24 protein-coding genes and 2 pseudogenes are annotated in these 21,417 nt (G+C 26.6%); 20 read left to right on the forward strand and 6 right to left on the reverse strand.

Features of this window, described 5'->3' with window-relative positions; translation table 11 throughout:
* The first annotated feature begins 1,259 nt into the window (after positions 1 to 1,259).
* Together Bmayo_RS06185 and Bmayo_RS06190 are read left to right on the forward strand one after the other, a co-directional pair.
* Positions 1,260 to 1,763: a P13 family porin gene (locus tag Bmayo_RS06185; RefSeq protein ID WP_075552748.1), complete on the forward strand. Its 504-nt coding sequence runs from the start codon at positions 1,260 to 1,262 to the stop codon at positions 1,761 to 1,763.
* A 289-nt stretch (positions 1,764 to 2,052) separates the two neighbouring features.
* Positions 2,053 to 2,562, forward strand: a complete 510-nt coding sequence (locus Bmayo_RS06190; protein WP_075552749.1) for a BBA03 family outer surface lipoprotein — start codon at positions 2,053 to 2,055, stop codon at positions 2,560 to 2,562.
* A gap of 73 nt (positions 2,563 to 2,635) precedes the next feature.
* Here the strand turns inward: Bmayo_RS06190 and Bmayo_RS06195 are convergent, their stop codons facing one another.
* The 3 genes from Bmayo_RS06195 to Bmayo_RS06205 form a co-directional block, all read right to left on the reverse strand.
* Positions 2,636 to 3,481 (reverse strand): S2/P23 family protein, encoded by an 846-nt coding sequence (locus Bmayo_RS06195; RefSeq protein WP_075552750.1) that lies wholly within the window; start codon positions 3,479 to 3,481, stop codon positions 2,636 to 2,638.
* 99 nt (positions 3,482 to 3,580) lie between these two features.
* Positions 3,581 to 4,834: a hypothetical protein gene (locus Bmayo_RS06200; RefSeq protein ID WP_075552751.1), complete on the reverse strand. Its 1,254-nt coding sequence runs from the start codon at positions 4,832 to 4,834 to the stop codon at positions 3,581 to 3,583.
* A 406-nt stretch (positions 4,835 to 5,240) separates the two neighbouring features.
* Entirely contained in the window at positions 5,241 to 5,714 is a 474-nt protein-coding gene (locus tag Bmayo_RS06205; RefSeq protein ID WP_075552752.1) for a BBA07 family lipoprotein, read from the reverse strand.
* A 571-nt stretch (positions 5,715 to 6,285) separates the two neighbouring features.
* Here Bmayo_RS06205 and Bmayo_RS07400 point away from each other — a divergent pair.
* The 15 genes and pseudogenes from Bmayo_RS07400 (at position 6,286) to Bmayo_RS06275 (ending at position 16,305) form a co-directional block, all read left to right on the forward strand.
* A complete protein-coding gene (locus Bmayo_RS07400; protein ID WP_250637816.1) occupies positions 6,286 to 6,735 on the forward strand; it encodes a DUF276 domain-containing protein in 450 nt (149 codons plus the stop codon).
* 67 nt (positions 6,736 to 6,802) lie between these two features.
* Positions 6,803 to 7,087, forward strand: coding sequence for a DUF276 domain-containing protein (locus Bmayo_RS07405; RefSeq protein ID WP_256381241.1), 285 nt, complete (start codon positions 6,803 to 6,805; stop codon positions 7,085 to 7,087).
* Positions 7,080 to 7,724: pseudogene (locus Bmayo_RS06220) on the forward strand (DUF735 family protein). The gene Bmayo_RS07405 and the pseudogene Bmayo_RS06220 overlap by 8 nt, the downstream one beginning before the upstream one ends.
* Before the next feature lie 171 nt (positions 7,725 to 7,895).
* Positions 7,896 to 8,078, forward strand: a complete 183-nt coding sequence (locus Bmayo_RS07375; protein ID WP_235633229.1) for a DUF685 domain-containing protein — start codon at positions 7,896 to 7,898, stop codon at positions 8,076 to 8,078.
* Entirely contained in the window at positions 8,062 to 8,790 is a 729-nt protein-coding gene (locus Bmayo_RS06225) for a DUF685 domain-containing protein (RefSeq protein ID WP_235633219.1), read from the forward strand. The genes Bmayo_RS07375 and Bmayo_RS06225 overlap by 17 nt, the downstream gene beginning before the upstream one ends.
* A 22-nt stretch (positions 8,791 to 8,812) precedes the next feature.
* Positions 8,813 to 8,992, forward strand: coding sequence for a BlyA family holin (locus Bmayo_RS06230; protein ID WP_075552753.1), 180 nt, complete (start codon positions 8,813 to 8,815; stop codon positions 8,990 to 8,992).
* Positions 8,989 to 9,312, forward strand: a complete 324-nt coding sequence (locus tag Bmayo_RS06235; protein WP_235633220.1) for a BlyB family putative holin accessory protein — start codon at positions 8,989 to 8,991, stop codon at positions 9,310 to 9,312. Before Bmayo_RS06230 ends, Bmayo_RS06235 begins: the two co-directional genes overlap by 4 nt.
* A 79-nt stretch (positions 9,313 to 9,391) precedes the next feature.
* Positions 9,392 to 9,754 carry a BBA14 family lipoprotein gene (locus Bmayo_RS06240; RefSeq protein WP_075552754.1) on the forward strand — a complete coding sequence of 121 codons (363 nt, stop codon included), beginning with the start codon at positions 9,392 to 9,394 and terminating at the stop codon, positions 9,752 to 9,754.
* A 244-nt stretch (positions 9,755 to 9,998) separates the two neighbouring features.
* Entirely contained in the window at positions 9,999 to 10,820 is an 822-nt protein-coding gene (gene ospA, locus Bmayo_RS06245) for an outer surface lipoprotein OspA (protein WP_075552755.1), read from the forward strand.
* Between the two features lie 9 nt (positions 10,821 to 10,829).
* Positions 10,830 to 11,726, forward strand: a complete 897-nt coding sequence (gene ospB, locus Bmayo_RS06250) for an outer surface lipoprotein OspB (RefSeq protein ID WP_075552756.1) — start codon at positions 10,830 to 10,832, stop codon at positions 11,724 to 11,726.
* Between the two features lie 573 nt (positions 11,727 to 12,299).
* The gene (locus tag Bmayo_RS06255) at positions 12,300 to 13,484 is read left to right on the forward strand and encodes a plasmid maintenance protein (RefSeq protein WP_075552757.1); all 1,185 of its coding nucleotides are present in this window, start codon (positions 12,300 to 12,302) and stop codon (positions 13,482 to 13,484) included.
* A 47-nt stretch (positions 13,485 to 13,531) separates the two neighbouring features.
* Positions 13,532 to 14,116 (forward strand): DUF226 domain-containing protein, encoded by a 585-nt coding sequence (locus tag Bmayo_RS06260; RefSeq protein ID WP_075552758.1) that lies wholly within the window; start codon positions 13,532 to 13,534, stop codon positions 14,114 to 14,116.
* A complete protein-coding gene (locus Bmayo_RS06265; RefSeq protein ID WP_075552759.1) occupies positions 14,092 to 14,844 on the forward strand; it encodes a ParA family protein in 753 nt (250 codons plus the stop codon). The genes Bmayo_RS06260 and Bmayo_RS06265 overlap by 25 nt, the downstream gene beginning before the upstream one ends.
* Positions 14,845 to 14,873: 29 nt before the next feature.
* Positions 14,874 to 15,419, forward strand: a complete 546-nt coding sequence (locus Bmayo_RS06270) for a chromosome replication/partitioning protein (protein ID WP_075552760.1) — start codon at positions 14,874 to 14,876, stop codon at positions 15,417 to 15,419.
* 454 nt (positions 15,420 to 15,873) lie between these two features.
* Entirely contained in the window at positions 15,874 to 16,305 is a 432-nt protein-coding gene (locus Bmayo_RS06275; RefSeq protein WP_075552761.1) for a DUF261 domain-containing protein, read from the forward strand.
* Positions 16,306 to 16,316: 11 nt separating this feature from the next.
* Here Bmayo_RS06275 and Bmayo_RS07480 read toward each other — a convergent pair whose 3' ends face one another.
* From Bmayo_RS07480 to dbpB, 3 genes are all read right to left on the reverse strand, one after another.
* Positions 16,317 to 16,451, reverse strand: a complete 135-nt coding sequence (locus Bmayo_RS07480; protein ID WP_256381240.1) for a hypothetical protein — start codon at positions 16,449 to 16,451, stop codon at positions 16,317 to 16,319.
* 76 nt (positions 16,452 to 16,527) lie between these two features.
* Positions 16,528 to 17,082 carry a decorin-binding protein DbpA gene (gene dbpA, locus Bmayo_RS06280; RefSeq protein WP_075552762.1) on the reverse strand — a complete coding sequence of 185 codons (555 nt, stop codon included), beginning with the start codon at positions 17,080 to 17,082 and terminating at the stop codon, positions 16,528 to 16,530.
* A 116-nt stretch (positions 17,083 to 17,198) separates the two neighbouring features.
* Positions 17,199 to 17,753, reverse strand: a complete 555-nt coding sequence (gene dbpB / locus Bmayo_RS06285) for a decorin-binding protein DbpB (RefSeq protein ID WP_075552763.1) — start codon at positions 17,751 to 17,753, stop codon at positions 17,199 to 17,201.
* Between the two features lie 877 nt (positions 17,754 to 18,630).
* Here dbpB and Bmayo_RS06295 point away from each other — a divergent pair.
* The 3 genes and pseudogenes from Bmayo_RS06295 (at position 18,631) to Bmayo_RS06310 (ending at position 21,354) form a co-directional block, all read left to right on the forward strand.
* Positions 18,631 to 19,164, forward strand: a complete 534-nt coding sequence (locus tag Bmayo_RS06295) for a helix-turn-helix domain-containing protein (RefSeq protein ID WP_235633221.1) — start codon at positions 18,631 to 18,633, stop codon at positions 19,162 to 19,164.
* 71 nt (positions 19,165 to 19,235) lie between these two features.
* Positions 19,236 to 20,594: pseudogene (locus Bmayo_RS06300) on the forward strand (PBSX family phage terminase large subunit).
* A gap of 565 nt (positions 20,595 to 21,159) precedes the next feature.
* Complete coding sequence (locus Bmayo_RS06310) at positions 21,160 to 21,354, forward strand: hypothetical protein (RefSeq protein ID WP_075552765.1); 195 nt, start codon at positions 21,160 to 21,162, stop codon at positions 21,352 to 21,354.
* The last annotated feature ends 63 nt before the right edge of the window (positions 21,355 to 21,417 follow it).

Consider the following 21,417-nt stretch of genomic DNA (forward strand, 5'->3'; position numbering starts at 1 on the left):
ATAATATAATTTATTAGTATACTAATAAATATTAAAGAATGCTAATGCACACGATATTAATATAATATATAAACTTAAAGCAAGTTACAAGTTAGTCTATATAAATAGCTTTTAGTAAAAGTTTACTGGAAAGCTCTCAAACTTCTATTTTTTATTAAAAAATTCTAAAATTATTTCTTTTTTATTAAAAAATGAAATAATAATATTATTTTGCAATCTTGATATGCAAAATACGACAGTCCTCACTAATCATAATACAATCTTGCTTTTTAATGTGAATTATCTATTAAAAACTTTTGCTTGAAACAAAAAATCATAAAAATAAAAAATACTACATTATCAAAGAACTTTTAAAAAAATAATTTGGTTGTAAGCATTAATTTAAATTAATAATTAAAAATTATATAAACATAAAAACAAATTAGAAAGTTAAAGTCTAAAAACATTATAAAAACTTACTTAATACAATTAAATTTATAAATAATCTTAAAGGATTTTTAGAAGAAAGAAATTAAAGATCAACTCCTTTAAATCATAAAACATAAATAGCACTTTGCTAAAACTTGAACCCAATTTTAAATTAGGTTCAATAATAATAAAAACAATAATCCAGGCTAAACAAGAAATAACTATAATAAAATTCAAAGTTTTAAGACAATAGCCTATTAAACCTGAAATCACGAGACCCTTCTATAATAACTTAACAGCCACTTGCCGCCCTACTTATTAATGCATAATTATATCTAATAAGCTTTTCAGATTTATTAAACTAGAGAGGTTTACTCTTTTATATTTTAACTTCCTGGTCAAAAAAATCTCAAAGGGTGTGGATAACTAGTAGATAGTATTATTCTCAAAAAAAGTTTTAAATTAAAATAGTTACATTTCAGTCTAAAAACTATATTAAGAATTAAATTCAATCATTCCACATTTTCATTCTTTATAGCCTCATTATCACTTATCCGCAAATAATAAGCTTTTAAAAAGACCTTAAAAGACTTTAAAAAACCCCATTAAACATCTAGGAATCTTTCTTTATCCTTTAAAAACTTGCTTTTAAAGCTTAAGAATATAAATTAAAAGTAAAAGAAGACTTTTAATTTATATTCTTAAGCTTTAAAGATTTAAAAAATCCATTACTACAGCATTAAACAAACTCAATCTAAACTTTGTTTGCTTGCAACAAACTGATATTAATTTATTATAAATTGCGCTAATATTTTACTTGTCAAAACTTACTATTAGGAGATAATAAAAATATGAAAAAAATTTTAAAATTAATATTAATTTTTGGGCTGACAATGCAAATCTTTGCTACAAAAGAAAAACAAGACGGAATTAAAAAACAAGATAAAATTGAAAAAAGCATTGAAAGTTTCAATAAATATGATAAAGAGAAAAAAAATCCAATTGGGCCATTCCTTTTAAATTTATTTTTGCCTTTTGGAATAGGATCCTTTGTCCAAGAAGATTATATTGGTGGGGGTTCAGTGCTTGGATTCAATTTATTAGGAGCAATCCTTTGTGTAAATGGAATTATTATTAACCTTAGTGAAAAACAATTAACCGGATACATACTAATAGGGGTAGGAGCAAGCATGCTTTTAACATCCTATACAGTTTCACTTATTATTCCATTTACATTTGCAAATAGGTACAATGAAAATCTTAAAAAAAGACTCAGCGCTGAGCTTGCGGGGTTTGAGCCCAATTTTGATCTTGGAATAAACGGATTTCGATTATCGTTCAAAAAAAATTATTAAATAAATGTAAGATAACAATTTTTAAGATCTAATATTAAAAAAATTAATTTGCCTACAAATAGGGTATTAATACTAATACTCTATTTGTAGGCTTATCAATTATACTTAAAAAATCCTTAAAATCCATTAATATTCAACCCAATTAAGAAATCATCTCAATGCCAAATTGATACAATATTTTTAACAATTATTAATAACAATTATTAATTAAAATGTTCTAAACATAATATTAAAATGCTATAATTACTAATTATTATTAATAATTAAAATACTTTTTAAGGAGACTATTTTGAAAAAAACAATTATTATATTTATAATATTAGCATTTCTGTTGAATTGCAAAAACAAAAATAATTATACCGAGCTAAATAACAATCTAGATGAAAAATCTCAATCCAAATCAAATCTAGTTGATGAGGATAGAATTGAATTTAGCAAAGCAACATCTTTAGAAAAATTAATAAGTAGATTAAACTTAAACAACACTGAAAAAGAAACACTAACATTTTTAACAAATTTATTAAAAGAAAAACTAATAGACCCAAATATTGGATTACATTTTAAAAATACTGGTGGAGATGAAAGCAAAATAGAAGAGTCTGTACAAAAATTTCTATCAGACCTAAAAGAAGATGAAATAAAAGAACTGCTTGCAAAAATTAAAGAAAATAAAGATGCAAAAGAAAAAGACCCTGAAGAGTTAAATACTTATAAAACCATACTTGCTAGTGGATTTGATGGAATTTTCAATCAAGCAGATTCCAAAACCACACTTAACACCCTAAAAGATACCGTATAAACCAAATCAAGTTAAATTTATAATTAATTTTAAAAGCTAGTGGTTTTAAACTGCTAGCTTTTAAAAAAACTTTTTAGTCAATCAATGAATTAAACGCAAAACTTGCGCTTTTTATCTTAGGATATTTTTTAATTATTTTTTTCATAGTAACATTAAAAAGCTGAGAATCAAGTGAGATTCTGTAAACTTTTTCATTTTTTGGATATTGCTTAGACTTAATAATAATCTCAGCAATCATATCGCTCCAAGTTCCATTGCTATAAAGAGAAACAAAAGCTTCAATCACTTTTTTAGCATCACTAGAACCAAAAGGATATGCGGTTACAAGCCCAGATTCAACTGATTTTTCAGACATTGGAAGTCCTCCAAAAAGTCCACCTTTATTTTCATTAAAATTTATATCACTTCCTTTGCTTATCAATTTAAATCCAGAAATAGAATAAAGCGGATCACTCTCACTAGTAGTTTCAAAAATTATCAAAGGCATAGCATAAGAAATGTAGCCTCCATCAATAGGAGAAACAAGATAAGAATACTTAATCCCCTTAAGCTCTTTAATAAAATCTCCGCGCTCGCCAAACAAATCTCTGGCTTTAATTTTTATCCAACGAACAGCAACCGGCCATACAAGCATATTTATTAATTTTGTTCCCTCTAAAAACTCTATTTGGTTGTAATCAATAAATTTATTTTTATTCTCAAACGCTTTTAAAGTCTCATGATTTTTAGAATCAGACGCTAAACCAGAATCATCTGAGAATCTTCTAAAATTCATTACACCCAAAGCTCTTTTTTCTTGAACTAGCATATCTGATCCACCTTCTCCAACAAGCTTACTACCCTCTCTCTTCATTTTTGAATTATCGTCTAAATAACAACCAAGAATCAAAACCACAACAAATACAATGACTATTTTCAAAATGCTCCCCCTTAAAACTTTTATCTAATATTTAAAATTTTTAAATTAAATTATTAGAAGCAAGTGTAGACCAATTAACAAAAAAATCAAAACAAAAACTTAGCGCCTGCTAATCTCTTTTATTAAGCTGTTTAACATGCGATTTATATAATCATAAAGTTTTTTATTTTTGCCAATATTGTTGTAATAAAGTTTAAAAATTTCTAAAAGAGTATTTCTAACTTTAAAAATCAACACTCTTTTGCTTTTATTTCCAATAGAACCTAATGCTTGTTTAAAAGATTTGCGTGATTTATCCATTTCCTTTAAAAACCCGTTAACATCGTAATTTAATGTTATTTCTTCTAGCTTTCTCAATATCAACCTAGAATATTCCTTTCCAAGCCTTTTAAATAAATCATCAAGATTTTCAAAATCTAATTCTCCGCCTAGCAAAACCCTGCAAAATTGCAAAGTCTCTTCTTCTTCGTCTGTTAAATTTCGCTTCCAATTTAAATACCAATCAAGCTCTGACTTTGTAGTAAGAGAAAAATTTTTTAATTCAAGAAGCTCTTTGCTAACACTGCCAATTTGTTGATCGATTGTTTTTTCAAGAGCAACAAGAATATCTGCGCTTGAACCATTAGCATTAATCTTGGTTAGATAAAATTGTTGACACAAATTCATATCTAGAAGAGAAATTTCATCTTCTCTATCACTTTTGTCTGAATAATTTTCAATCAATCGCACTAAAGTACTCATTTTATAAGACAAATCTTCCCATCGGTTTTTCCCTATATCAATCAAAAACTGATTTATATCTTTTTCGCTGTAACTATATTTTGCCAATACTTCATCATTGTTTAAAAGCCATCCACCAAGAGCGTATCTATTCTCATCATTTTGCAAAGATTTCTTGAAAAATTCAAAATTTTTGTCTTCTTCCAAATTTAAATGAGGAATCAAAATCTCATCATGAGCATTTTTCAGCAAAGCTTTACCGTATCTTGACTTACCAATACTGCGCTTTGAAGAAATCTCTTGCAAAGGCTCAGAATTATCTAAATTGTCAAAATCATTGCTCGACTTATCCAGGTCTTTAGGCATTAAATTTTCAGAATTTTTTAAAGTTTGCAAATCCTTTTTAATGACTTTAGATTTTCTTAATGCTTGGCCATTCTTTTTGCCTTTAAAATTACTTAAATTAGAATCTTTGAGCTTATTGTTCCTAGAATCTAAAGATTTTTTTTCATTGCTTATTAAATTTCGCTTATTGTTAGAAGTGGTACTTTTTAAATCTTCTTCTAAAGATTTGCCCTTACAATTAACAAACAACAGAAAGCTAATAATAAATGCAATTCCTATTTTATTCATAAATTAAATTTCCTCTATTTAATTATTGGTTTAAATAAAAATATAGCTCACTTTACATACACTAAATGTATACATTCTTTTATTCCTTATTATAAAAGGAATTGGGCTTTAAGTTGTTTTAATAACTGGTTTTTTAAAACAAAAAAATCAGTTAAAATAACTTAAATAAAACCTTAAGCCTAAATTAATCCAATAATACCCTTTAAAGCAAATAAGTATTAATAATCTAATTTATTTAAAAATCTAAAAATTAGATAGTTAAATTAAAATTATTAATATCAACCCAAATCATAAAAATTTAAACTCTCAAATCTAGAAACATTTGCAACAAAACAAACACAAACATAAATAGATAGATTAACTCTTAACATAAGAGTTAATCTAATAATTGATTAAAATAAAAAAGTTAAAACGAAGCAGATGCATCATAGTTTTTCACAAAATTACAAGCATCTTTAATGCTTTTAGTAGTCATAAAAGATTGTCGCAAATTATCTATGTAAGTTTTTTCAACCTGTAACAACTGCTGCTTAGCATTGGCAACATTTGGATCATTCGAGTTCTCAAGAGCTATTTTAGCTTTTCTTTTAGCCTGTAAACACTTAGCAACAGTAGCAAGCATTTCTTTTATTTTCTCTTCATTTAAATTAAAAATTTGATTAAACTTATCAGGATTGCTATCAAGAACTGCCTGCTCAAGAAAAAATAAAGCTTCTTTTTGATCATCATTTAAAGAGTCTACAAAAGACATTTTAAGTTCTTTATCTACTACGCTATTAGAAGAATTTAAAAGCTTTGAAGACTTTCTTCTAATGTCAGAATAATTAAATTCTTTACAAGAAAAGAATAATAAAATAATAAATAATAAAATATTTTTCATACAGTCTCCCGCACTGCGATTACGCAAATATTTAAATTTAAAAATTAAATAAACTTTTTTAAAAAAAATATAAATTATAATATATCTCAACATTTAAAATAATAAACATTTTGTAAAACTTTATAGTAATATCTAACAAAATATGTTAGAATGACTTTGGTAGTTAAAAATGGAAATTAAAATTGATGAAAAATTTAATATAGTATTTAACAATGGTCTTAAATTAATAGAAAACATTGAAGAACAAAAGGAACGTTTATTTTTTTTACCTTAAGACACCAAAAGGCAGCTTAAAAGAAAATCCAAATTATAGATTTGACTATAACTTTTACTTTAAACTTTGCAAAGCTAATAAACTAGAATCTATTAAAATTTTTTTTAAACCTTTCAAAAGAACTTAAAATAGACCTTATTAAGGTAAAACCAACCATTAAAAACATAACAATAAATTTTTTCTTTTTAGGAAAAGAAACTTTAAAAATGGATTTTAAAATATGAGTATAATTTTTGACAAAAACTTAGGAATATTGGAAAAACAATAGAAGAAATTCAAAATGAAAAAAAACATATTTTGAAAACAAAATACGGCATAAACATTAAAGACAATTCAATTTATGACATAATAAACTTTCCAAGCTCAAGCATTGATAAACAAATATCAGAAGTCTTAAAAGAGCTTTTTTCTAAAATAAAAGAAAATGGAAGCTATTTTAATGCACTCAAAGAAGACTTAAGCACACCCAAAAGCTCAACTTATGAAGCAATAAGAAAAGCCTTGCTAAATGTTGAAGGGGTTAAACACATAAACATTTTAAGTGGGCCTGGAACAATCAACCTATGCTTAATATTGCAAGAAGATTGCTTTAAAGACAAAGAAAAAAATCAAATCAAAATTGAAACTAAACAAAATATTTGGCAAGCAATATACTGTACAGCGCCAAGCGGAACAGTTTTTAAAGGTGACGTTGAGATTGAGTTTTTAAACAAACACAATCAAAAAAAACATACAAATTCAGCTTAGGCAAAAAAAATATGCATATCTTAAAGCAGTCTACAAAACAGAAGCAAAAGACGCAATCTAGAAAGAAATAGATGCTCAAATTAGAGACATTTACAACAAAATATTAACCGAAAAATACATTGAAATGGGAACATCTCTTAGATATCAAGACTTTCTTGCACCAGTTAGCATTATCAGGGGAATAAAAGAAATGAGAATCGGAGTTTGCATTAAAAGTGATGACATAAAAAAAATCACACAACTTAGTGACAGTAATTTTGCATTCAATAAAGACGAAAACACCAGTGAGAATGAAATCATTATTTTTGATACAAACAAAATACTACTATTAACAGGGAATAAAAATGAATAAAGAAATACCAAAATTTTTAGAAAATACCCAAATTGAAAAATTTATTTACAATGAGCTTGATTACAAAAAAGAAATATTAAAAGAACTAAAAGAACTGCTTGAAAACTTTAACACAATTAATGTTAAAAAGAGTATTAACTCTAAATTTATTGCATTACTGATGCTTTCAATATTTAATGCATTTCACTTTAAAAAAGAGCTAGATAAAAATCTTGTTAATTCTTTAGACGCTATTATTTTTGCAATCAAATCCATTGGCACTGACAAGAGTTTTATTGTACTCTTTAAAGCCTTTTTACACGCAAATGTAGAAGTCAGCTCAAACGAAGACGCTCCAGGTGAAATAATAATAAAATTGCTTGGAAACATTAAATCGCCGATTGAATTTAATATTGCAGCAAAAATCAAAACAAACTAAAAAAATAACCGTAAAGCACTCTGGATTTAAAAAGGCTCTAACTTCTAACTATATGCCAAAGATTACAAAAACTCAGTATATGAATTTATTAAAATATTAATTCCTATAGGAAGAATAGTTAAAATCATAGACAAAAAACAAATGGAAATAAAAGGCACAAGAACAAAAAAATTTGGCACAATAGAGCATTTTTTTGATTTACCGCCTACTAGCGTGTAAATAACAATTTAAAACTAAAAGAAATTTAAAAAGGAGAATTTATGAATACCAACGAACCACAAGAGAGTGTACAAATAAAGACTTAAACAGAAAAACAAAGGTTAATCAGAAGCGACCTTATTCCTAGTAGAAGATACTTGCGCAATCACATATAAACATCTCCTAGAACAAATACAAAACGATACATTTTACAACAGTGAATTTGGGTGCTTTAAAAAAGCAATAAAAGACGTAATTAGCAAGGAACTTTTAGAAAATAAAGAATATATAAAAAACATTTACATTAAAGTAATCTCTAAGCTTTTAGAACTAAGCGAACCACTTGAAAACATAGATTTTGACACTGTTTTTTAAAAAAATTAAATCTACGTTTATTTCAAGCTTAAAGCATACAAACACAAAGCCGTCTTCAAACAAAATTTCAATTTACAACTCAAACACAAAAGATATTGAGCTTATTCAATTTGAAATTTTGATTGAAAGTTTAAAAGAGGTTCTTGCAGAAAAATCTGAAATAAATAAACTCAAAAATGATTTAATCGGTTATTTACAAATAAACGATTTTACAGATAAATTCCGAAACTCTTTTAAATCAATACCCAAACAAACTTTTGATACAAAAAATGAACAGCTTGTAAGCTGCTATCAAAACGGAATCCCACAAGTTGTAGACGTTCCTATCTGGTGGCAAGGAAAACCACATGGCTTTGGAGAACTACACACAATAGTTGATGATGCTACAATAATAGAATTTCAATATAAGAACAAAGCTATAACTGTTGTACTTAAAAACAAAAGAAGCACATCAATTGTAATAAACGAATCATACAAAAACAATTACATTTATTTACAAATAAATGCAGAAATTAGATATTCAAGCTCAACAGAAGATCACGATAAACAATTTTATCTTCAATTTGAAAAAAGCTCTGCAAAAATTCTAATAGCTTCATTTTCTTCTCAAAACATGCCCACACTTAAAACACCAATTTACAACGGCTGGTACTACGTTGGATCAGGCAAACTAAGCATGGGAGAAGAAATGCCAATACTAAACAAAGTATAAAAATAAATAAAAGGAGATATTTATGGATACAATACTTATTTTTTTGTCAACAATTGACAACACAAAACTAATTATATTAGGAGGATTTATTGTGCTGGCAATAATACCAATAATTTTGGCAATAAAACCGCCTTTTATAGAAAATTTAAATGTTCTTATTAAAAAATTTTTAAAAAATACAAATAAAAAGGAAACAAAATGAATATCAAATCTGGAATTGAGGCTTTAAATAATTTATATGATTTTCTAAAAAGTAGTGATTCCCCAACAGAAATCAAAGTGGAAAAGGGAATATATTTAGGACTTAACCTTTACAACCTAATAATGAGCATCTACAAAGACAAAATAACAACCCTTGAGAAGGAAGAATCAATAAAAATATTAAATGAAATTGAAAATGTTAATAATAAAATTACTCAACTTATATCAAGCATTAATGATGAGAGAGACGCAAGCATTATTGAACATTTAAGAGAAGAGAGAAATGAACTAATGACAATCAAAACTCAAGCACTCCAATAACAAATAAAAGGGTTCTCAGAAAATCCAAGCACTACTAATAATAAGGCCCAAAACCTAAAAGAAAATAAAGGAGATAAAATTGCAAATTAAAAATTTCCCTTTTTTGTTTTTATTAAACACCCTTATAATCTTTTCATGCTCTACAATAGCAAGCCTTCCAGAAGAACCAGAGCGCCCAAAAGATTCAATATTAAAGGCTTTAAGCTTATATGAAGCGCATCTTTCAAGCTATATTATGTATTTACAAACATTTCTTGTGAAGACTAAACAAAAAGTAAATAATAAAAATTATCCTGAGTTTAAACTTTTTGACACCAGTAAATTAGAAAAAGATCAAACTCTCAAATCAATCAAAACAAACATTGCCAATTTAAAAAATCACATTGATAAAATAAAACCAATTGCAATACAGATTTACAAAAAATATACCCTAACACCTTAAAAAAAGACATTTAATTTTTCTTTTTCCTACAGCCCCACTTATGGGACTTTTTTTAATAAAAGTCTACATTAAAACTAAACTTAATTAAAACTAAACTTAATTAAAACTAAACTTAATTAAAACTAAACTTAATTAAAAGTTATTATCATTTTATTTTTTTTTTAATTTTCTATTTGTTATTTATTAATCTTATACTATAATTATATTTGTATTAAGTTATATTAATATAAAAGGAGAATATATTATGAAAAAATATTTATTGGGAATAGGTCTAATATTAGCCTTAATAGCATGTAAGCAAAATGTTAGCAGCCTTGACGAGAAAAACAGTGTTTCAGTAGATTTACCTGGTGAAATTAAAGTTCTTGTAAGTAAAGAAAAAGACAAAGACGGCAAGTACAGCCTAATGGCAACAGTAGACAAGCTTGAGCTTAAAGGAACTTCTGATAAAAATAATGGATCTGGAGTACTTGAAGGCGTAAAAGCTGACAAAAGTAAAGTAAAATTAACAGTTTCTGACGATCTAAGCAAAACCACACTTGAAGTTTTAAAAGAAGATGGTAAAACATTAGTATCAAGAAAAGTAACTTCTAAAGACAAGTCATCAACAGAAGAAAAATTCAATGAAAAAGGCGAATTAGCTGAAAAAACAATGACAAGAGCTGACGAAACCAGACTTGAATACACAGAAATTAAAAGCGATGGATCCGGAAAAGCTAAAGAAGTTTTAAAAGGCTATGCTCTTGAAGGAACTTTAACTGCCGAAAAAACAACATTGGTGGTTAAAGAAGGAACTGTTACTTTAAGTAAGAACATTTCAAAATCTGGAGAAGTAACAGCTGAGCTTAATGACACTGACAGTGCTGCTGCTACTAAAAAAACTGGAGCTTGGAATTCAGGCACCTCAACTTTAACAATTACTGCTAACAGCAAAAAAACTAAAGACCTTGTGTTTACAAAAGAAAACACAATTACAGTACAAAAATACGACACAGCTGGCATTAAATTGGAAGGATCAGCAGTTGAAATTAAAACACTTGATGAACTTAAAAACGCTTTAAAATAAGGAGAATTTATGAGATTATATTTACTAGGCTTTACTTTAGTATTAGCTTTAATAGGATGTGCACAAAAAGGCACTGAGCCAAAAAATACTTCTGGAAAAAACAATGATCAAGAAATTATAGACTCAAGCAAAGCAGAAAAAGACGATAAACAAACCCTTCCTGCAGCGACAGAAGACTTAGTGTCTTTGTTTAATGGGAATGAAGTTTTCGTAAGCAAAGAAAAAAATAGCTCCGGTAAATATGATTTAAGAGCAATAATTGATCAGGTTGAGCTTAAAGGAACTTCCGATAAAAACAATGGTTCTGGAAACCTTGAAGGTGTAAAACCTGACAAGAGTAAAATAAAGTTAATGGTTTCTGACGATCTAAACACAGTAACCTTAGAGACATATGACGCTAGCAACCAAAAAATTTCAAGTAAAGTTACTAAAAAACAGGGGTCAATAACAGAGGAAACCCTCAAAGCTAATAAATTAGACTCAAAAAAATTAACAAGATCAAACGGAACTACACTTGAATACTCACAAATGACAAATGCTGACAATGCTACAAAAGCAGTAGAAACTCTAAAAAATGGCATTAAGCTTGAAGGAAATCTTGTAGGCGGAAAAACAACAGTGGAAATTAAAGAAGGTACTGTTACTCTAAAAAGAGAAATTGAAAAAGATGAAAAAGTAAAAATCTTTTTAAATGACACTGCATCTGGTTCTAATAAAAAAACAGGTAAATGGGAAGACAGTACTAGCACTTTAACAATTAGTGCTGATAGCAAAAAAACCAAAGACTTGGTGTTCTTAACAGACGGTACAATTACAGTACAAAACTATGACACAGCTGGCACTTCCCTTGAAGGATCACCAAAGGAAATTAAAGATCTTTCAGAACTTAAAGGTGCTTTAAAATAATAATAAGTAACCTCCCCCTACAAAGCATCAGCTAGTGTAGGAAGGGTTTATTACAACCTAAAAATTGAATTTATATGTTTTTCAATTTGTTACTTCTAGAAGAAGTCTCTTAGGAGGCTTCTTCTCTTTTTAAAAGAGAAAACATAACAATAAGCAAGTCAATATCCATTTTAAGTCTTTAACCTTTAAGTCTTTAAAATTAAAATAAAAAGCTTTAATAAACTGAATGCATGGCCAAAATTAAGAAAATCAATAGGGCTAATTCCTTCACTCAAGCCTAACTCTTGAATGAAGAATAAATAGAATAATCTAAATTTTTAATAAAATTAAACCCATCTCTAATAGCTCACTATCTTAAATAAAAAATAACGCGTAAAAATAATTTACTCCTAATATAAGTTTATTATTTATTATATTTTATTACAAAAATTTACTTTTGTAAAGTACATTTAACAAATATGTATTAAATACACTTTTTTTATATTTTTTATATAAAAATACTTTACTTTTTTAAGAAACTGTACTATTAATTAAGTTATAATTAAAGAAACTACTTATATTAGGAGTATAAAATTGAAAACATTAAAACAAAAATCACCAAGCACTACAAAAAGGGCAAAGAACTTCCAACACAACTTGATTGTATTAATCTCTACTCTTAACTTTATCAACTTAAATTTAAAAAAATATACGCAAAAAAACATACTTTATTTTCTAAATAAAAACCTTGAAAGAAATAAACAAAACCCCATAAAACTCAAAACACTGCAAAACTATTTATACACACTAGAGAAAAAATTCAAAGTCACACTAAACTACTGTAAACATTTAGGAAAAAATTCTGGAAGTGAAACTTATTATAAGCTTAAATATGAAAAAGAAAAGTGCTATTTAATAATTAACACATACTTTAAAGAAAAAGTAATCAATAAAATCAACGAATTTACGCAAAGAATAGAAAAATTTAATCAAATAAATAGTAGTGTTAAATGGGAGTGTATTAATAATACTAATAATATATATAAATATAAAGAATATAGAAATATACAAAAAAATTCTAAAAAAACAACAAATGTCGAAATACTAAAAAAATATTTAAGTAAATGTAATTTCAAAACAGAAATTCCATCTATAATAATGAACTTAAAAACTACAACCAGAATTAAAATCTATCATTTAAGAAACCTAAAGCACATTGAAAATGATCTTAAAGAAATAGATCCTAAAAACATTGAAAAACACATATCAGACGCAATAAAAGAAAACGCAAACAATCCAGGGTATCTGTGTAAATTTTTCAAAAACAGTGGATACAAAAAGATAATAGATAAAATAAAAGAAACAGAAAAAAAATATAAAAGCAAAAAAGAAATTTTAAAAAAAATACTTGAATCAAAAATAAAAGAGTTAGAAAATAAACAATATAAAAAAGAAGATCTTGAAAAATTTTTCAGAAAAACATACGAAATTTATAAAATAAAACCACATTTCATAATAGAATACAAAAAATATCCAGATTTATATGAGTTAGTCAAAAGAGCAAAAAAAGAAATTCCCAAAATCCAAAACAAAATGGTAAAGTTAAAAAGTATAAAAAACAACATTTTTAGTATATTATTAGAACAGTTAAGGCATAAAGTAGATAATGATAAATTAATTCCTACTTTAAAAAAATTCATTGAGAATGAGCCTGACCTTAAATATAGCAAGGTATTTGACAATTCCTACTATAATAATTTGATTGAAATAGTGAGCTAGAGAGAAAATGTACAGCTTAGCTTTACTATTAAGGAAAAAGGAAAAAAATGACGGCTTTACTTGAACGATTAAAGCAAAAGCAAAAAGAATTAAAATTAAACACAGAAAATAAACCAAAGTTCAAAAAAGAAAAAAAGGCTAATGTCTTTTCTAAGATTGAGGAGGTTAAGGGCAGAAAGATATACCATACTAAAATCTTTAATGACTTTTATACATTTGGAATAAGTAAAAATGAACCTACAAAATTTTTCATTTCTTTGAGGGGAATCTTTAACATAGAAGACATAAGTATGTTTCATTTATTCTCTTTAAGAGAAGACGATGAATTTATGGGAATTTATTATGGAATAAAAAAGCTTGATAAAGCGTTTATTGTAAAGAATTTCAACAAGAAAGAAACTTATACTCTTAGAAAATGTGAATATATTGAATTTAAGTTTAAAAAAGGTTCTGTTTTTTGTTATTTAAATGGTCTTCATATTTTACTTAAAAAGGATAGGATTAACAGCCCTTATTACAACACACTTTTAAATATTATTTTAGAATTAGAAATCGAACTATACACTTTTTATAGCAAAAAATTGTCAAAAGGGGGAATTATTCCTGAATGGATAAAAAAGAGACAAAAGTAATAACAGTTGCAAGCATAAAAGGTGGTGTTGGCAAGAGCACAACAAGTTTAATTTTTGCCACATTGCTTTCAATCAAATGCAAGGTTCTTTTAATAGATATTGATACTCAAGCTTCAACAACAAGCTATTTTTTCAATAAAATTAAAGACAATAATGTAGATTTAATAAATAAAAATATATATGAAGTCTTAATATCAAATTTGCATATAGATAATGCGTTAATAACAATTAACGAAAATTTGGATTTAATTCCAAGCTATTTAACATTACATAAATTCAATTCAGAATCTATTCCATATAAAGAATTTAAATTAAAAGAGCAGCTAAAGCTACTTAGCAATCATTACGATTATATAATACTTGATACAAATCCCAGCTTAGATTTTACTTTAACAAATGCTCTTGTGTGTAGCGATTACATAATAATACCAATAACAGCAGAGAAATGGGCTGTTGAAAGTTTAGATTTGTTTACTTTTTTTATGAACAAGTTATTATTGGCTTTGCCAATGTATTTAATTAATACTAAATTTAAAAAAAACAACACTCATAGAGAACTTTTGAAAGTTTTAAAGAAAAATAACAATTTTTTAGGCACAATATCTGAGAGAGAAGATTTAAATAAAAGAATAGCAAAAAATCACATATTTGATTTGACGAAGGATTACATAATAGAGTACCAAAATACGCTTACTGCGTTTTTAAATAAATCAAGTTGCGTACACTAAGTGTACTCAATTGTAAAGGAGGAGTATAAGTGTATATAAAGATAAATAAAAGAAATTTATCTGAGAGTGTTAGAGAAGAAGAACAGGCTCTTGTTCATTATAATAAGCTTAAAGAAAAATTAAATATTAATTTTCAAAAAGAAATTTACTGCAAATTAGAAGCAATGAAGGTTTTAAAGGAAATCAAAGATAAAGAATATTATAAGCTTGATAACTATTCTAGTTTTGATGATTTTGCAAAAGACTATAGACTTGCTAGAACCCAAACATATAAGTATCTTAAAATTGCAACAGCAATAGAAGAAGGAGTAATCGAAGAAAAGTATGTGATTAAAAACGGAATTAATGATACAATTTGTCTTCTTAAAACAAAAGAGAGCCCAAGTTTAAAAAAATCTAACCAAAACTCAATAAAACCACTAAGATTTCAGCTTAAAAAGGAAGAATCTTATTTTTTTTATAAAAAAAATTCCAAGCTTACAAGCTTTATTTTGGAAAAAATTTTTTTTGAGGAAAAAAATTTTTTATTAAAAATAATTAAAGAATTTGAAACTTATAGAAATAAACGAAAATGAAATATTTATTTGCAAAACTTGAAAAGTTAGTGTATACTTTATAGGTACAGACTGACACGCAATGTGTCGCTCTTAATATAAGGACCTGTTACCTTAAAGGGTTTATTGAGCATTCTTTTAAAAGAAAGTCCAATAAACCCTTTAACTTTTAATTTAAAGTTTTTATTTTTTTTAATAGTAATTTTGGAAAAATTTAGAAAAGTATTTACAAAACATCAATTTTTTTATACTATAGTATTAGTAAAAACTTATATTAAGGGTTAAGATGAAAAGGCTTAATAAGATCAAAAGGAAAGAATAATACAAATTTTTAATTGAAACCCTTGCCATTAAAAACAATGGGTTTGAGTGGCTTGTTTCTAATAATATTAAAGATTCTTAAACCCGAATGTTTATCTTATTAAGCTTTTAGATTCTAAAGTTTAAATAAAAATTGGTCAGGAATGTTTAATTAATGTTTATTGGAAAAATATTACAAAGCAATTCAGAACTTTTTAAAGACATTCAAAAGTCCGGGTGTTATTTTTTATCTTTGCACTATTGGATATTTGTTTTAACAGGTCTTGATTTTACGGCAAAAGACATTAATTTAAATTATCAGCGGTTTTTGGAATTGGGTTACATTAGAAATGATTGTTATATTTTAAATCCATGCAAAATTCTTGGTTGTTATAAAATATTTTCTAAGGTTAGACATGAGAGTCCGTTTTATTTGCCTAAAGCTGGCAGAGAGTTTGAAATAACAGAGATTAAGCTAAAAGATCGAGCCTTTGTTCATTTTCTTGTAATGGATAATAATAAGGTACTTTACGATAGCCTTGATTTAAAGTCTAAAGGAAAGAAATTACAAATAATATCAAAAAGAATATTTAATTATTTTATTTGAAAATATTGATGTCATTTTATAACTTTTAGTGTTTTCATAGCATTTTTAAATTTTAAACCTTTTGGGTTAATTGCTTTAACTTCTTTTAGTTTTTGAATGCTGGTTAAAGAGCTTAATATTTGTTGTCTGTATTTCAAAACTAACATTTAAATTGTAAGACCAAACAGCCCAACACAGGCGGTTGTTTGGTCTATTGTTTTAAGTTAAGTGTAAAAATAGTGTTTATTTGGTTTTATTATCCTTTTTTTGCTTTGCTTTAACCCTTTGCAATTTTTCTCTCATTTTTTTTGCAATCTCAAGTATTCCTTCAGCTGTAGTTGGAGGATTTTTTTCGGCCTCCTCTGAGATTTTTGTTTTCATGTCTTGTATCCCAATTCTTTCTAATGGTTCTGAGACTTCAAACATTAAGTCATACATTGCTGAGAATTCACCACTATATCCAGTTTCTTTAAGTTTAGCAGCCTCCTCTTCTATTGCTGTTATGAATTTTTCTGCTACGGCAATAGCGCGTAGTTTTGCTTGTTTTATGAAATCCCCGAAATCCCCTGATCCCGCTACCTTACCACCTGTTGCACTGCTTGTGAACGCGTCAAAATTTACACCTTTTGCGGCAGCCTCTTTTTTAATTTCATCTATTTTATCTACAATATCTTTAGCTGATGTTTCTAATCTAATTTTTGTTTCTCCTGATAATCCGCATGATATAAGCAGGTTAACAAGTAAAGTGAGTTTAAGTAAATTTTTAAAGGTTTTATTAGTTTTATTATATTTAGTCATAATGTTATCCTCTTTTTGAATTTTAATAAAAGCAATAAATCAATTAATATTATTAAATTATAAATATTAGGACGAGCTAAAAATTTTATTTTTAGTCCATTCTAATGACAATATTTTTATTTCTTTTTTTTGCTTTTATTATTTTTTTTCTCCTTATTTTCAATATTTTGTTTTACCTTAATTGCTTCAAGTTGGTTTTCTATTTGAACTTTAACCTCAAGCAATCTTTCAGCTGTGTTTATAGGGTTACTTTTGGTGTCTTCCAAAACACGGGTTTTTATGCCTGTTATTCCAACCTCTTCTAGTGATTCTGCAACTTCAAGCATTAAATCAGACATACCCAAGAATTGATCACTGTTTCCAGTCTCTTTAAGTTTTAAAGCTTCTTTTTCTATTGTCTTAAGGAATTTTCCTGTTTCGCCAATGGCTTGTACTTTTGCTTCTCTTAAGGCAGGTCCTCCATTTGTCACTTTAGAGCCGGTTTTACTGTCTGTAAAAGCTGCAAAGCGCACACCTTTTTCGGTGGCTTCTTTTTTTATTTTTAAAATTTTGTTTTTTAAATCCTTCGAGGATGATTCAAGTGCCAGCTTTGTTTTTTTTATTAATTCAATATTACATGCTATAAATAGAGCACAAAACAAAGTCGTGGCTGTTAAATTTAATTTTTTCACCTTGTTACCTCCTTTTATATTAAATTTAATTAAATTTAATCCTAAATTTTAGCCCACTTTATTGAAAATAAAATAAAATAAAAATTAGTCAATAAAGTTGATATAAAAAGTTAATATAATTTTTAAATTTGTACCGAATTGCAAAACTTTTATTTTAAAGCCCTGTAAGTTTAAATTTTATTTTTGTTAAGAGGCATAAATTTGTTTTATGCAAATATAGTAGTAACATTGTTTGGAACTATAAGTTAACTTGTGTAAGCTAGTTTATAATTTTGAGATTTATTTCCAGTTTGTCAAAATATTACAAATTGGTTATTTTGTAAATTAAATCAAAGATCTAAAAGAATTTAGATCTTAAAAATGAAAGAGAAGCCATGCTCCCGCAATTTTTTGGCTTCTCTTTTGAGTATTTTGACTATTTTGACACCCTTTTAATTAAGGAGCAGGAGTAGGATTATCAGGCTTACAAGGTATAATAACGTCTTTTAGGCCTTTAAAAATTGTCCCGTTTTGTTTGCTCCAGAGACCGTTTTTCCCTTTAATTATTATATCTAGTAAATTTTCATTAGTTGTATTGTTTCCAGCAGTTCTATTAAGCGTTTTAATCCTTCATTTTACTCGTTAACAACTATTCCTTTGATTTTTATTTCTCACTCTTGAGTAATACCTTATATCCATATTACAGGATAATATTCCTGCTGGCAATAAAATATATTTTAAACAGTTCTTTTCCCTTTTGCTATTTATTTTTATTAATTTTATTATCTTTAAAAAAGATATCTCGTTAATTAAATTATTCACAATAAAAAACATTAATTTTTCTTGAGTTTTTAAAAGAGCTTAATTAAAATAAGATGAGCTTAATTAAAATAAGATAATGATATTTAAAAATAGAAAAGAAGAATATTTTTTTTTATTTAAAAAAGGTTTAAAAGATTTAGACATTGCTCAAATTTTAGGTGTTAGTGAATCTTTTGTAGCAAAAACCCGAAACAAATATTTTAAATCAGGCGATTCTTTTTGTAAAAAGAACTGTTTTTCTAGCGCTAGCGACTCAGCAGCAGAAAGCATCTCTAAAACATCTTTTAATGAGGATAATTTTAACAACTTGGTACTAATTGCTACAAAAAAGGCTTGTGAGTTGGAAAATGCTAAAAATGAGACTGAAAGGTTATTTTACGAGACAGTTTGTTCTTTTATTGATTCTTATCACAGATATAAAAATCTCAGTTTAGCGCCAATAAAAAAATATGCATTAATCTTGGATTTAAAAATTAGTAAACTTCAAAGCGAGATTAGCGCCAATAAAAAAAGGGGTCTTAAAGGCCAGGAAAGCCTTGAGGCAGAGCTTGCCGATAAGATTAAAAAAGAGAGAGAAGAGGCTGAAAAAAGCTTATTACTATTTGCATGAGAGAGGATTTTGATGCTCTTGTTAAGCTTAAATCTGTTTTAAGTGGTAAGAATTTAAAATTGGAGTAAAATTTGAAATTTTCAAGATCCTTAACATTTCTCAATCTTCAGAAAAAGTTTAAAAATAAGTTTAATATTAACATTTTGGATTATATTAAGCCAAAATCAACCAACATTTGTTTTAAAGATTTTGAAAATAAATACTTGACTGCTAAGCAAAAAGAAGTGCTTTTTGATATAGAAAGTCACAATTATTCAAAAGTAATATTTAGTGGCGGGATTGCAAGTGGAAAGACGTTTTTAGCCTCATATCTGCTTATTAAAAAGCTGATTGAAAAAAAATCTTTTTATGAGTAAGATACTAATAATTTTATTATAGGCAATTCTATTGGCTTGTTAATGACAAATACCATAAAGCAAATAGAGAAAATTTGTGGTTTGTTAGGAATTGATTATCAGAAAAAGAAAAGTGGTCAGTCTTTTTGTAAAATAGCAGGTCTTAAGCTTAGTATTTATGGGGGGGGGGGAAACAGAGATTCTTTTTCTAGGATTCGTGGGGGTAATAGTGCAATAATTTATGTAAATGAAGCAACAGTAATTCACAGAGAAACTTTGCTTGAGGTAATTAAAAGGCTTAGAAAGGGTAAAGAGATTATTATTTTTGATACAAACCCGGAAAGCCCAGCTCACTATTTTAAAACAGACTATATTGAAAATATAGATGTTTTTAAAACATATAATTTTACAACGTACGACAACCCTTTAAATTCAGCAGATTTTATTCAAACTCAAGAGAAACTTTATAAACATTTTCCTGCTTATAAGGCTCGTGTGCTTTACGGAGAGTGGATTTTAAATGAATCTACACTATTTAATGAAATGATTTTCAATCAAGATTATGAATTTAAAAGCCCAATAATGTACATTGATCCTGCATTCTCAGTAGGCGGCGGAGACAATACGGCTGTTTGTGTTTTAGAGCGCACTTTTGAGAAATTTTATGCATATATTTATCAAGATTAAAAACCAGTAAGCGATAGTTTAATGCTTGGTTCTATTCAAGTTTTAATAGAAAATTTTAATGTAAATACTGTTTACATTGAGGAGAGAGATAGTATCAAAGGGGATGGAATTTTAACTAAAGCAATTCTTTTCCTAAGAAACAAGAGTATTAATTATTTTAAAGTTGCCCCAATAAAACCCTTAAGCAATAAATTTAAAAGAATATGTGCTCTTATTCCTTTGTTTGAAAGCCGCAAAATAGAATTTTTAAAAATAATAAGTAAAAATGTAGTATCTGATATTTACAGCTACAAAGGAGACGGCAAAACAAAAGATGATGCACTTGATTCTCTTGCAAATGCTTATCTTCTTTTGAAGCTAAATTATAAAGAAAAATTATTTCATTTAGGCAAGTTTAAATATTTATAATTTGATCTATATTTTTATTTATAAATTTAAGTTTGTTGTGATTAATAATTATTTAAAAAGTTTTTGTTCTGATTTTGCTAAAAATTTCTTTTTACCTTAAATCTAGGCTAAAGCAATATTAAATAAATTTTAAAACAATTAAAATATTATTTTAAAAATACAATAATTTGTAAAAAATAGAAGACCAATATTTAATCTTTTAAAAGTTTTGAAAAAAATTTTTTTAAAGCTTAATTTTTTGGGAAATATTATTGATATGATTTATAATTTACTTTTTATTATTTTTTATTTTAAGGAGTTGCCACGAAAAGCAGATTTTTTTATGCTTGTTATCAAGTCTTAATTTTTTTTAATTGTAATGCTTTTACACAGACTTAATGGTGACTTTAAAAAAAATAGCTAGAATTTAAAATATTTTGAGCAATTTGCTTTTTAAAAAGAGAATTTATTTTGCATCAATTTTGATTAGATTTTATTTTATTAAGTTTGCTAAATCTGTTAGCGCAAGGTATTTTTAAAATTTATTTATTAAATCTATTCAAATGTATTTCAAGGAGAGAGAAATATGAGAATGGCTGGGTTTCTTTTTTTTTTAATGTGTCTTTTAAGTTGCAGTTCTTTTAATAAATTGGGCAATAAAAGCTTATTGTCCAAAAATAAGCAAAAAGTCTCGAATTATAACAAAGAATATTATCAGAAAAACAGAGAAAAACTTAAATTAAGAGCTAGAGAGCGATATCGCAGAAACAGAAAAAGTTAAATTGACTAGAAAGAATTAAACTTATTAAATATTTTAAAATACTTTTAATATTAAGCAATGTAT

The organism is Borreliella mayonii (genome assembly GCF_001945665.1).
GTDB lineage: Bacteria > Spirochaetota > Spirochaetia > Borreliales > Borreliaceae > Borreliella > Borreliella mayonii.